Annotated in this window: 8 protein-coding genes and 1 tRNA gene; 5 read left to right on the forward strand and 4 right to left on the reverse strand. The window is 71.0% G+C overall.

Annotated elements, in window-relative coordinates:
* Nucleotides 1-138: 138 nt before the first annotated feature.
* The 4 genes from ACFXAE_RS23480 to ACFXAE_RS23495 all read right to left on the reverse strand — a co-directional run bounded on the left by ACFXAE_RS23480 (nucleotide 139) and on the right by ACFXAE_RS23495 (nucleotide 6,769).
* The gene (locus tag ACFXAE_RS23480; RefSeq protein ID WP_384718081.1) at nucleotides 139-1,518 is read right to left on the reverse strand and encodes an OFA family MFS transporter; all 1,380 of its coding nucleotides are present in this window, start codon (nucleotides 1,516-1,518) and stop codon (nucleotides 139-141) included.
* A gap of 118 nt (nucleotides 1,519-1,636) precedes the next feature.
* Complete coding sequence (locus ACFXAE_RS23485; protein ID WP_384718083.1) at nucleotides 1,637-3,838, reverse strand: acetate--CoA ligase family protein; 2,202 nt, start codon at nucleotides 3,836-3,838, stop codon at nucleotides 1,637-1,639.
* A gap of 4 nt (nucleotides 3,839-3,842) precedes the next feature.
* Nucleotides 3,843-5,075, reverse strand: a complete 1,233-nt coding sequence (frc, locus tag ACFXAE_RS23490) for a formyl-CoA transferase (protein WP_384718085.1) — start codon at nucleotides 5,073-5,075, stop codon at nucleotides 3,843-3,845.
* 11 nt (nucleotides 5,076-5,086) lie between these two features.
* The gene (locus ACFXAE_RS23495) at nucleotides 5,087-6,769 is read right to left on the reverse strand and encodes a thiamine pyrophosphate-binding protein (protein WP_384718087.1); all 1,683 of its coding nucleotides are present in this window, start codon (nucleotides 6,767-6,769) and stop codon (nucleotides 5,087-5,089) included.
* A gap of 200 nt (nucleotides 6,770-6,969) precedes the next feature.
* Between ACFXAE_RS23495 and sucC the strand changes: the two genes are divergently transcribed.
* The 5 genes from sucC to ACFXAE_RS23520 all read left to right on the forward strand — a co-directional run bounded on the left by sucC (nucleotide 6,970) and on the right by ACFXAE_RS23520 (nucleotide 12,264).
* Nucleotides 6,970-8,100, forward strand: coding sequence for an ADP-forming succinate--CoA ligase subunit beta (gene sucC / locus ACFXAE_RS23500; protein WP_384718089.1), 1,131 nt, complete (start codon nucleotides 6,970-6,972; stop codon nucleotides 8,098-8,100).
* Between the two features lie 14 nt (nucleotides 8,101-8,114).
* A complete protein-coding gene (gene sucD, locus ACFXAE_RS23505) occupies nucleotides 8,115-9,032 on the forward strand; it encodes a succinate--CoA ligase subunit alpha (RefSeq protein ID WP_384718091.1) in 918 nt (305 codons plus the stop codon).
* 50 nt (nucleotides 9,033-9,082) lie between these two features.
* A complete protein-coding gene (locus ACFXAE_RS23510; RefSeq protein ID WP_384718093.1) occupies nucleotides 9,083-10,624 on the forward strand; it encodes an aldehyde dehydrogenase family protein in 1,542 nt (513 codons plus the stop codon).
* A gap of 137 nt (nucleotides 10,625-10,761) precedes the next feature.
* Nucleotides 10,762-10,846: transfer RNA gene (locus ACFXAE_RS23515), tRNA-Leu, on the forward strand.
* 443 nt (nucleotides 10,847-11,289) lie between these two features.
* On the forward strand, nucleotides 11,290-12,264 hold the full coding sequence (locus tag ACFXAE_RS23520; protein ID WP_384718095.1) for a serine/threonine-protein kinase: 975 nt from the start codon (nucleotides 11,290-11,292) through the stop codon (nucleotides 12,262-12,264).
* Nucleotides 12,265-12,277 lie beyond the last annotated feature (13 nt).

Raw genomic sequence — 12,277 nt, forward strand, 5'->3', positions numbered from 1 at the left:
GTAGGTCGGAGGCGTCGCCGGAGGGCTGGTCTCCAGCAGGTCGAGGGCGAGCCGCACCGCGTCGTCGAGCACCGCGTAGCGGCCCTCCGCGTGCTGCGGGAGGGGCCGCCCGGTCCGTGCGAGGCACGCTCCGTCAGGTCACCCCTCGCCGAGCGGCCGGGGGTTGGGCGTGACGCGCTTGTCCTTCGGGCGGCCCGGTGGCTGCAGGAACAGCGCCACGAATCCGGCGAAGATCGAGATGCAGCCGGCCAGGGTGAAGGCGCCGTTGTAGCCCCAGGCGCCGACGACCACGGCCCCCATGCCCGCGCCCAGTCCGGAGACGAGCTTGGAGCTGTAGACCATCCCGTAGTTGGTGGCGTTGTTGTTCTCGCCGAAGTAGTCCGCCGTCATCGCCGCGAACATCGGGAAGATGGCGCCACCGCCGAAGCCGGAGACGGCGGAGAAGACCAGGAACAGCGGCAGGTTCTTGATCTCGGCCGACCAGATGATGCCGAACTGGGCGAGGCCCAGGATCGCGCACACGTAGAGCAGGCACTGCTTGCGGCCGTAGAGGTCGGAGAGCCAGCCGATGACGCCGCGCCCGGTGCCGTTGACGATCGCCTTCAGCGACATCGCGGTGGCCACGATGCCGGCCGCGAAGCCCGCGTCCTCACCGATGTCGACCTGGAAGGCGATGCCGAAGATGTTCACGCCGGAGGTACAGGCGAGACAGAACCACATCAGCGCCACCCGGCCGGTCCGCCAGGCCTCCAGCGGGGAGTACTGCTTGACGGCCGGGGGGTTCTTCTCCAGCGAACGCCGGGCCCGCGGGTCGTCCGGCGGGTTCAGCGGGTCGACGGCGGCCGGCCACCAGTTCTTCGGCGGGTCCCGGAAGTAGAAGCCGGCGACGGCCACGGTCGCGGCGAGGAAGACACCCGCCGAGACCAGCACCCAGCGGAAGTTGGAGGTGTCCATGTAGCCGTGGAAGATGAAGACGAACGGCACCGAGCCGTAGGCGAAACCGCCGTTGACGAAGCCGGTCTTGCCGCCCCTGCGCTCCGGGTACCACTTGCCGACCATGTTGACGCAGGTGGCGTACACCATGCCGGCGCCCATGCCGCTGAACACGCCGAAGCCGATGAAGGCGAGCGTGACATGCGGCGCGAACGCCAGTGACAGATAGCCGAGCAGCGTGCCGACCGAGCCCAGCATCATCGCCCAGCGCGCGGGCAGTTTGCCGTTCTCACGCAGCCGCCCCGCCGGAAAGGCGACCGCCGCCTGGCAGAACACCCAGGCGGTCATCATCCAGTAGATGCTGCCGCTGGACCAGTGGTGGGCCTCGTGGAGCGTGTCCTCGGCGGACGCGAACGCGTACTCGGCGGAGGAGATGCCCATCATGCCGATCCAGGGCAGGATCACCATCCACTTGCGTTTGCGCCCCATGATGTCGATGTCGGACTCGCCCACGCGGTAGACGCGTCCGTTCCTGTCGGTCACCTCCCGGTGGACGGTGACTCGTGTGACATCGGTGGTTGTCATGTCGTTTGCACCCCTTGCGTCGAAAGTTCTGGCCAGCGCCCCCTGTCCAATGCCTTTCGTGCGCGCGCGGGTCCCCGGGGCCGGCCGACGCGCACCCGCCGGCCGGCCCCTCGCCGCCTCACCTCATGAGCCGCCCCCCGGCATCCCGCCCGTCTCCCACCACCGCCCTGGCGGAGGGGCCTTCGGCCCTCAGCTTTGACGCGGCCCGCGCCCACCGGTACTTGGCGCCCAGCACGGCCACCGGCTTCTCGGTGGTGTACGGATACGCCACGACCCCGCGTTCGAAGAGGTACTGGCAGGCCTCCTCCACCTCCACGTCGCCCGCGAGGGACGCCACCACCGGCTTCTCGATCCCGCGCTCCCTGAACTCCGCCACCACACGCGCGGTGAGTTCGGCGAACACCATGGGAGGAGTGACGATCGTGTGCCAGTAACCGAGCACCAGCGCGTGGATGCGCGGGTCCTGAAGACCCAGCCGGGTCGTCGCCTCGTACGTCGACGGCGGCTCCCCGCCGGTGATGTCCACCGGGTTGCCCGCGGCCCCGAACGGCGGGATGAACTCCCGGAACGCCGCGTCCAGATCGGCCGGGATCTCCATCAGCGACAGCCCGTTGTCCGTCACCGCGTCCGACAGCAGCACCCCGCTGCCGCCGGCCCCGGTGATGATCACCACGTTGTCGCCCCGCGGAGCGGGCAGCACCGGCAACGCGCGCGCGTACTCCAGCATGTCGTTCAGACCCGGCGCCCGGATGACGCCGGCCTGCCGCAGGATGTCGTCGTACACCGCGTCGTCGCCCGCCAGCGCGCCGGTGTGCGAGCCCGCGGCCTTCGCGCCCGCCGCCGTACGCCCCGCCTTCAGCACCACGACCGGCTTCTTCGGCACGGTCGCCCGCGCGGCCTCGACGAACGCGCGCCCGTCCTTGAGGTCCTCCAGGTGCATCGCGATGCACTCGGTGTGCGGGTCCTCACCGAACCAGGTCAGCAGGTCGTCCTCGTCCAGGTCCGACTTGTTGCCGAGCCCGACGATCGCCGACACACCCGTCTTCGTGGTCCGCGCAAAGCCCAGGATCGCCATCCCGATGCCGCCCGACTGACTGGTCAGCGCCACCCCGCCCTTGACGTCGTACGGCGTGCAGAACGTGGCGCACAGGTCCTGCCAGGTCGAGTAGTAGCCGTAGATGTTGGGCCCGAGCAGCCGGACGCCGTGCCGCTCGGCGATCGCCACGATCTCCTCCTGGAGTGCGTGCTCACCGGTCTCCGCGAACCCGGAGGGGATCAGTACGGCGTTCGGGATCCGCTTGCGCCCCACCTCCTCCAGCGCCGAGGCCACGAACCGGGCGGGGATCGCGAAGACCGCCACATCCACCTCACCGGGAACGTCGGTGACACTCCTGTACGCCTTGCGGCCCAGAATGTCATCGGCCCTGGGGTTCACCGGATGGATCTCCCCGGCGAAACCACCGTCGACGAGGTTGCGCATCACCGAGTTGCCGATCTTGCCCGGCTCGTTGGAGGCCCCGATCACGGCCACCGAACGCGGCTGCATCAGCCGTCGCATGGAGGCGAGGATCTCCCCGCGCGAGTAGCGGCGCCGCTCCCTCGGCGCCCCGGTGGAGAGGATCACGCGGATGTCGGCGGCGACCGCCCCGTCCGCGGTGGCGATCACCGGGTTGAGGTCCACCTCGGCGATCTCCGGGAAGTCCGCCACGAGTCGCGACACCCTGCGGATCTGCTCGGCGAGGGCCCGCCGGTCCACACCCTCCTGGCCCCGCACCCCGCGCAGGACCTCCGCCGCCCGGATGGAGTCCAGCATCGACAGCGCCTCGTCGGCGTCCACGGGCGCCAGCCGGAACGTGACGTCCTTCAGCACCTCGACGAGCACCCCGCCGAGCCCGAACGCCACCACCTTCCCGAACGTCGGATCGGTGACCGCGCCGACGATGACCTCCTGCCCCTTCGGCAGCAGCTCCTGCACCTGCACGCCGTCGATCCGCGCATCCGGGGCGTACGCCCGCGCGTTCTCCACGATCCGGCAGAACGCCGCCCGTACGTCCGCCGCCCCCTCCACGCCGACGATCACGCCGCCGGCGTCGGTCTTGTGCGGGATGTCCGGCGACACGATCTTCATCACCACCGGCCCGCCGAACCGCGCCGCGCACGCCACGGCCTCGTCGACGTCCGTCGCCAGCTCCTCGCCGGGTACGGCGATCCCGTACGCGTCGGCGATCACCTTGCCCTCGGGCGCGGTGAGCGCGGTGCGCCCCTCGGCGCGCACCGAGTCCAGCAGCGCCCGGACCCTCGGCGTCCGGTCCTCGGCCATCACCTCAGATCACCCCGTTCGACTTGAGCAGGCGCAGCTCCTCGTCCCCGAGGCCGAGTTCGCCGACGTACACCTCTTCGTTGTGCTCGCCGAGCAGCGGGGAGGCGACCACGTCGACGGGGGAGTCGGAGAGCTTCAGCGGGCTGCCGACGGTGACGAACTCGCCGCGCTCGGGGTGCGGCACGGTGACGACCATTTCGTTGGCGACCAGCGAGCGGTCCTCGATGATCTCCCTGGTGGACAGGATCGGCCCGCACGGGATGTTGTGCGCGTTCAGCCGCTCCAGCACCTCCCACTTGGGCAGCGTCGAGGACCACTCCTCGATCAGCTGGAACATCTTGTTCAGCTTCGGCAGCCGGGCCTGAGGCGTCGCCCACTCGGGGTCCTCCGCCAGCTCCGGCCGGCCGATGAGCTCGCTCAGCGGCTTCCAGCCGACGGGCTGCACGATGACGTACACGTAGTCGTTGGGGCCGCCCGGCGCGCACTTCACCGCCCAGCCCGGCTGGCCTCCGCCGGACGCGTTCCCGGACCGGGGAACCTCGTCGCCGAAGTCCTCGTTGGGATATTCGGCGAGTGGACCATGGGTCAGGCGCTGCTGGTCGCGCAGCTTCACCCGGCAGAGGTTGAGCACCGCGTGCTGCATGGCCACGTTCACCCGCTGCCCGCGCCCGGTGCGCTCCCGCTGGAACAGCGCGGCGAGGATGCCGGCCACCACGTGCACACCCGTGCCCGAGTCCCCGATCTGGGCCCCCGTCGCCAGCGGCGGCCCGTCCTCGAAGCCGGTGGTCGACATCGACCCGCCCATGGCCTGGGCGACGACCTCGTACGCCTTGAAGTTGGTGTACGGGCCGTCCCCGAACCCCTTGACGGAGGCATAGACGATCCGTGGATTGATCTCCCTGATGCGGTCCCAGGTGAACCCCATCCGGTCGACGGCGCCCGGCCCGAAGTTCTCGACCATGACGTCCGAGCGCCGGATCAGCTCGGTGAGGATCTCCTTGCCGCGCTCGGTCTTGGTGTTGAGCGTGATGCTCCGCTTGTTGCAGTTGAGCATCGTGAAGTAGAGGGAGTCGACGTCCGGCAGATCACGCAGCTGCTTGCGCGTGATGTCGCCGGTCGGCGCCTCCAGTTTGACGACGTCCGCGCCGAGCCAGGCCAGCAGCTGGGTCGCGGAGGGTCCGGACTGGACATGCGTCATGTCGAGGACGCGGATGCCCTCAAGTGCCTTGGGGGTCATGGGCGTGCACCTCACTTGTACATGGTCTGGTTCATGGTTCCGGGGGCGTACGCGTCGGGGTCCACCCAGACGTTGATCAGCGACGGCTTGCCCGACTCGCGGGCCCGGCGCAGCGCGGGGCCGATGTCGGCGGGGTCGCGGACCTCCTCGCCGTGGCCGCCCAGCATCCGCGCGAACTCGTCGTACCGGACGTCGCCGAGGGTGTTGCCGACCCGCTCGCGCTCCTTGCCGTACTTGGCGGCCTGGCCGTAGCGGATCTGGTTCATCGAGGAGTTGTTGCCGACGATGCCGACGAAGGGGAGGTCGTAGCGGACCAGGGTCTCGAAGTCCCAGCCGGTGAGCGAGAAGGCGCCGTCGCCGAAGAGGGCGACGACCTCCTTGTCGGGCCGTGCCTGCTTGGCGGCGAGCACGAACGGCACACCGACGCCGAGGGTGCCCAGCGGCCCCGGGTCCATCCAGTGCCCGGGCGACTTGGGCTGTACCACCTGCCCGGAGAAGGTGACGATGTCACCGCCGTCGCCGATGTAGACCGAGTCCTCGGTGAGGAAGTCGTTGATCTCGCCGACCAGCCGGTACGGATGGATGGGCGAGGCGTCCGACCTCAGCTGCGGCAGCCGCTTCTCCAGGGCGGTCTGCTCGGCCGCCCGCAGTTCGTCCAGCCACTCCTTGCGCTTGGACGCTCCGCCGTTCACCCGCCCGGAGGCCGCCTCGGTCACCGACTTCAGCACCAGCCCCGCGTCACCGACGATGCCGAGGTCGATGTCGCGGTTCTTGCCGACGGTGCGGTAGTCGAGGTCGATCTGCACGACCGTCGCGTCGGGGGAGAGTCGCTTGCCGTAGCCCATCCGGAAGTCGAAGGGCGTACCGACGATCACGATGACGTCGGCGCCCGAGAAGGCGTACCGCCGTGACAGCTGGAAGTGGTGCGGATCGCCGGGCGGGAGCGTGCCGCGCCCCGCGCCGTTCATGTAGGCGGGAATGTTGAGCGTACGGACGAGTTCGATGGCGGCCTCGGTGCCCCGGGTCGTCCACACCTGGCTGCCGAGCAGGATCGCCGGCTTCTCGGCGTGCACCAGCAGATCGGCCAGCTTCTCGATCGCCTCGGGATCCCCGGGCGAGCGGGTGGAGGCCCGGTACGCGCCCTGCCGCGGCACGCGCGCCTTCGAGGCCTGCACCTTCGCGTCCAGCACATCGCGCGGGATCTCCAGGAAGGAAGGGCCGGGGGCACCGTGGTAGCACTCGCGGAAGGCCATCGACACCATGTCCGCCACCCGCGCCGTGTCCGGCACGGTCGCCGCGAACTTGGTGATGGGGTTCATCATGTCGACGTGCGGCAGGTCCTGCAGCGACCCCATCTTGTGCTGGGTGAGCGCCCCCTGACCGCCGATCAGCAGCATCGGGGACTCCGCGCGGAAGGCGTTGGCGACTCCGGTGACGGCGTCGGTCGTCCCCGGCCCGGCGGTGACGACCGCGCAGCCCGGCTTGCCGGTGAGGCGCGCGTAGCCGTCGGCGGCATGGGCGGCCACCTGCTCGTGCCGTACGTCGACGACCTCGATGCCCTCGTCGACGCAGCCGTCGTAGATGTCGATGATGTGGCCGCCGCACAGCGTGTAGATGCGGTCGACGCCCTCGGCCTTGAGGGCCTTGGCGACGAGATGACCGCCTGAGATGACGTCCTGGGTGTCGTCGGGCATGGCGAAGTCCTTGTCCCTTCCTGGGGGGCGGGGAACACTCTCGCGGTACATTGCATACAGTCGACGAATACTGTATGAAGCTTGTTATCCCGCATCCGATGGATGGTGTCCAGGGGGTGCGCGGCACTTTTCAGTCGCCGGTCTCAAGGCCCCCGGACCCCTCTCCGGACCTTCCGGCGACTTCGCAGACAGGAGCCGAAATGGACCTGTACGAACACCAGGCAAGGGAACTCTTCGCGGAACACGGCATCGTGGTGCCGCCGGCCGAGGTCACCGACTCGCCCAAGCGGGCCCGCGAGATCGCCCGCCGGCTCGGCGGCCGAGTGGTCGTCAAGGCGCAGGTCAAGACCGGCGGACGGGGCAAGGCGGGCGGCGTCAAGCTCGCCGCCGATCCGGCCGCCGCCGAACTCACGGCACGTCAGATCCTCGGCATGGACATCAAGGGCCACACGGTCGGCACGGTGATGCTGGCCCGGCCCGTCGACATCGCCGAGGAGTTCTACGTCTCCTACGTCCTCGACCGCGCCGCCGGCCGCTTCCTCGCCATCGCCTCCGCCGAGGGCGGCATGGACATCGAGGAGGTCGCCGCGACCCGCCCGGAGGCCGTGGCACGCGTCCCCGTCGACCCGGCCCAGGGAGTCACCCCGGCGACGGCGTCCCGCATCGCCGAAGCGGCCGGACTGCCGCCGCAGACCGTCGACGTCCTCGTCCGGCTCTGGGAGGTCCTCGTCCGCGAGGACGCCCTGCTGGTCGAGGTCAACCCGCTCGTCCGCACCCGGGACGGCCGGATCGTGGCGCTCGACGGCAAGGTCACCCTCGACGACAACGCCGTCTTCCGCCAGGCCCGTTGGGGTGCCGAGGACGCCGGCCACCACGACCCGCTGGAGGCCGCCGCGGCCGCGAAGGGCCTCGACTACGTCAAGCTCGACGGCGAGGTCGGCATCATCGGCAACGGCGCCGGACTCGTCATGTCCACCCTCGACGTGGTGGCCGGCTGCGGAGCCCGCCCCGCCGACTTCCTCGACATCGGCGGCGGAGCCTCGGCGCAGATCATGGCGGACGGCCTGTCGGTCGTCCTCTCCGACCCGGACGTGAAATCCGTCTTCGTCAACGTCTTCGGCGGCATCACCGCCTGTGACGCGGTCGCCGAGGGCATCGTCCGCGCCCTGGACACCGTACGGCTGACCAAGCCGCTCGTCGTACGGCTCGACGGCAACAACGCGGCTCGCGGACGGGCGATCCTCGACGAGCACGCGCACCCGCTCGTCGAACAGGTCACCACCATGGACGGCGCCGCGCGCCGGGCCGCCCGCCTCGCCACCACACCCTGAGGAGACCCGACGGCATGGCGATCCACCTCACCAAGGAGAGCAAGGTCCTCGTCCAGGGCATGACCGGCGGCGAGGGCATGAAGCACACCCGGCGGATGCTCGCCGCCGGCACGAACGTCGTGGGCGGCGTCAACCCGCGCAAGGCCGGCCGGAGCGTCGACTTCGACCTCCCCCGGAGCCCGAACGGCCCGGGAGGCGCCCCCATCGCCGTCCCCGTCTTCGGCTCGGTCGCCGAAGGCATGGACGCGACCGGAGCCGACGTCACCGTCGTCTTCGTACCGCCCGCCTTCGCCAGGTACGCCGTCGTCGAGGCCGCCGACGCCGGCATCGGCCTCGCGGTCGTCATCACCGAGGGCATCCCCGTCCACGACTCCGTCGCCTTCCTCGCCCACGCCCGGCACAAGGGCACCCGCGTCATCGGCCCCAACTGCCCCGGCCTGATCACCCCCGGCCAGTCCAACGCCGGCATCATCCCGGCCGACATCACCGAGCCGGGCCGCATCGGACTGGTCTCCAAGTCCGGCACGCTCACCTACCAGCTCATGCACGAGCTGCGGGACACCGGCTTCTCCACCTGTGTCGGCATCGGCGGCGACCCCGTCGTCGGCACCACCCACATCGACTGCCTCGCCGCCTTCCAGGACGACCCCGACACCGACCTGATCGTCCTCATCGGCGAGATCGGCGGCGACGCGGAGGAACGCGCGGCGGCCTACATCCGCGACCACGTCACCAAGCCCGTCGTCGGCTACATCGCCGGTTTCACCGCGCCCGAGGGCCGCACCATGGGCCACGCCGGCGCGATCGTCTCCGGCTCCTCCGGTACGGCGCGGGCGAAGCAGGAAGCGTTGGAAGCGGCCGGGGTCAAGGTGGGCCGTACGCCCACGGAGACGGCCCGGCAGGTGCTCGCCGTCCTGAACACCGGCAGTTGACGTCACCCGTCCCTTTCTCTCGACCGTGCACCGGGAGCGGAGCGAACCGCATGCCACCCACCCTCACCCTCAAATCAGGAACCTCCTGGGCAGACGCCTGGCAGCGCTGCCTCGCCGTCGCCCCCGAGGCATTCCGGGACGACCGCGTCCTCAACCTCTGGAACGCCGCCTGGCAGGCTGACGGCCGGACGCTGCCCGCCGTCAGCCCCGTCGACGGCAGTCCCGTCGCGGGCCCGCCGCGGCTGGACCGGGCCACCGCCCGGCAGGCCGTGCGCGCCGCGCTCGACCAGCACCGCGCCTGGCGGCACGTCCCGCTGCCGGAGCGCCGGGCCCGCGTCGCCGCCACCCTCGACGCCCTCACCCGGCACCGCGAACTCCTCGCGCTGCTGCTCGTCTGGGAGATCGGCAAGCCCTGGCGGCTCGCCCGGGCGGACGTCGACCGCGCCGTCGACGGCGTGCGCTGGTACGTCGACGGCATCGACGGCATGCTCGCCGGCCGGGCCCCGCTCGACGGCCCCGTCTCCAACATCGCGAGCTGGAACTACCCGATGAGCGTGCTCGTTCACGCATTGCTGGTACAGGCACTGGCGGGCAACGCGGTCATCGCCAAGACCCCGACCGACGGCGGCGTCGCCTGCCTCACCCTGGCCTCGGCGCTCGCCGCCCGCGAGGGGATTCCCGTCACCCTCGTCAGCGGCAGCGGGGGCGAGCTGTCCGAGGCGCTGGTGCGGGCGCCGGAGGTCGGCTGCGTCTCCTTCGTCGGCGGCCGCGACACCGGCGCCGCCGTCGCCACGGCCGTCGCCGACCTCGGCAAGCGGCACATCCTCGAACAGGAAGGACTCAACACCTGGGGCATCTGGAACCACTCGGACTGGGACACCCTGAGCGCGGTGATCCCCAAACTCTTCGACTACGGCAAGCAGCGCTGCACGGCCTACCCGCGCTTCGTCGTCCAGCGCCGGCTGTTCGACGACTTCCTGGCCGCCTACCTCCCCGCGGTCCGCACGCTCAGGGTCGGCCACCCGCTCGCCGTCGAACACCCCACCGACCCCCACCCGCGGCTGGACTTCGGACCGGTGATCAACGCGGCCAAGGCGAAGGAGCTCCACGACCAGGTCGCCGAGGCCATCGACCGCGGCGCCGTCCCGCTGCACCGGGGCGCGCCGTCCACCGCCCGCTTCCTGCCCGGCCAGGACACCTCGGCGTACGTCCAGCCGGTCACGCTGCTGAACCCGCCGCGCTCCTCCCCGCTGCACCACGCGGAGCCGTTCGGCCCGGTCGACACCATCGTCCTGGTCGACACGGAGGCGGAACTGCTGGCCGCCATGAACGCGTCCAACGGCGCGCTGGTGGCCACGCTGTCCACGGACGAGAGGTCCACCTACGACCGGCTGGCCCCGCACATCCGCGCCTTCAAGGTCGGCCACGGCGTCCCGCGCTCCCGCGGCGACCGCGACGAGCTGTTCGGCGGCTTCGGCGCGTCCTGGCGCGGCGCGTTCGTCGGCGGCGACCTCCTGGTCCGCGCCGTGACCCGGGGACCGACGGGGGAGCGACTGCCCGGCAACTTCCCGGAGTACCAGCTCATGCCCTGACGCACGTGACCGCCCGGACACACATCGTGCACCCCCACCCGGAGGCACGGAAAACGCAGGTGAAAGGCGCTGCGAAACCTTGGTATGGTTGTCCATGTCGCCGCGGGGGAACACCCCGCCAAGGCGACGGACACCTTGTCCGGGTGGCGGAATGGCAGACGCGCTAGCTTGAGGTGCTAGTGCCCTTTATCGGGCGTGGGGGTTCAAGTCCCCCCTCGGACACATCGCTCAGCCGATGGCCCGACCGTTCCGGTCGGGCCATCGGCTGTTCTCGTGTCACCGAGGGTGTGTCCCCGCTGCGGTTCCTCGGCCCGTAGGGTGCCATCGCGCAAGGCCTTGTTCGTGGCCCGTCCGATGACCGCGGTCGCTCCCGCGTCCACAGCGCCTTCGGCAGTGCCTCCTGGGATCGGTCCCCCCGGCGAGCGTGATCGCGGCGCGCCTGGTCCCGTACTTCGCGACGAGGTGGGTCCCAGCCACAGCCACGGACTCCTTGATGAGGCGGGAGGCACGTTCGCGGGGTCCGTGCGGGACTCCGCGCTCCTCGCGGGTTTTCCGGTCCGCGCGCGGGGCTGGTTGACTTCTTCCGCGCGGGCTGCCGGTGCCGGGACTCCGGCCGGGCGGCCCGCGCACCGACACACCGCTGGGGCTCACTGGAGGAAGTGCACGTGGAGCAGTTCGCTGCGGGCAAGGTACTGCGCGGCAGGTACCGGCTGGACCGGATTCTGGGCAGAGGGGCGATGGGGCACGTCTGGCAGGGGACGGACGAGTATCTGGAGCGTCCTGTCGCGGTCAAGACCGTCGCTGCGGATCTGCTCGCCCTGCCGGACCGGCGCCGCACCGCCCTGGCCCGTTTCGAGCAGGAGGCGAAGGCCGCAGCCCGTCTGGATCACGCCAACATCACCACCGTGTACGACGCGGCCGTGACGGAGGACGCCTGCTGCCTGGTGATGCAGCTCGTCGACGGCACGACTCTCGACAACGTGGTCGACGGCGCCGACGACGGGCGTCTGCCGGTGTCCGCCGCGGTCTCCGTGGCGGCGCAGCTGTGCGCGGGGCTGTCCGCCGCGCACGCCGCCGGGCTCGTCCACCGCGACCTCAAACCGCAGAACGTCATGGTCCGCGCCGACGGCCTGGTGAAAATCCTCGACTTCGGTCTCGTGAAGGTCCTCTCGGACGCCGACCCGCAGCTCACCATGACCGGCGAGACGCTCGGCAACGTCGCCTACGCGTCGCCCGAACTCCTCGCCGGGGACAGGACCCTGGACGGCCGCAGCGACCTGTACGCGGTGGGGTGCCTGCTGCACCACATGCTCACCGGCCGGCCCCCCTTCGACAGCCACGGCCCCGCCGAACTGGTGACCCGGCACCTCACCGCGCCCCCGCCCCACTTCGCCGACCACGGCGCCGACGCCCCGGCGGCGCTCCAGGACCTGGCGCACGCGCTGCTCGCCAAGAGTCCCGAGGACCGTCCGGGCGGTGCGGCGGACGTGTACGCGGCGCTCGTGCCGTATCTGCCGGCCCCCGATCCGGCGTTCGCGAACCGCAGGATGCCGCCGGAGGACCCCCGGCGGCCGTTCCTCGTGCCCCAAGGGCCGGTCATGCCCCGTTACGTCCCCCAGGGGCCGGTCATGCTCCGATAGCCGGGGGCCGCCA

It is taken from the genome of Streptomyces sp. NPDC059454 (assembly GCF_042749965.1).
Classification (GTDB): Bacteria; Actinomycetota; Actinomycetes; order Streptomycetales; family Streptomycetaceae; genus Streptomyces.

Excerpts from the sequence above, each read along its gene's own strand:
- ACFXAE_RS23480 (WP_384718081.1), bottom strand. The coding sequence starts at position 1,518 with ATGACAACCACCGATGTCACACGAGTCACCGTCCACCGGGAGGTGACC.
- ACFXAE_RS23485 (WP_384718083.1), bottom strand. The coding sequence starts at position 3,838 with ATGGCCGAGGACCGGACGCCGAGGGTCCGGGCGCTGCTGGACTCGGTG.
- frc (WP_384718085.1), bottom strand. The coding sequence starts at position 5,075 with ATGACCCCCAAGGCACTTGAGGGCATCCGCGTCCTCGACATGACGCAT.
- ACFXAE_RS23495 (WP_384718087.1), bottom strand. The coding sequence starts at position 6,769 with ATGCCCGACGACACCCAGGACGTCATCTCAGGCGGTCATCTCGTCGCC.
- sucC (WP_384718089.1), top strand. The coding sequence starts at position 6,970 with ATGGACCTGTACGAACACCAGGCAAGGGAACTCTTCGCGGAACACGGC.
- sucD (WP_384718091.1), top strand. The coding sequence starts at position 8,115 with ATGGCGATCCACCTCACCAAGGAGAGCAAGGTCCTCGTCCAGGGCATG.
- ACFXAE_RS23510 (WP_384718093.1), top strand. The coding sequence starts at position 9,083 with ATGCCACCCACCCTCACCCTCAAATCAGGAACCTCCTGGGCAGACGCC.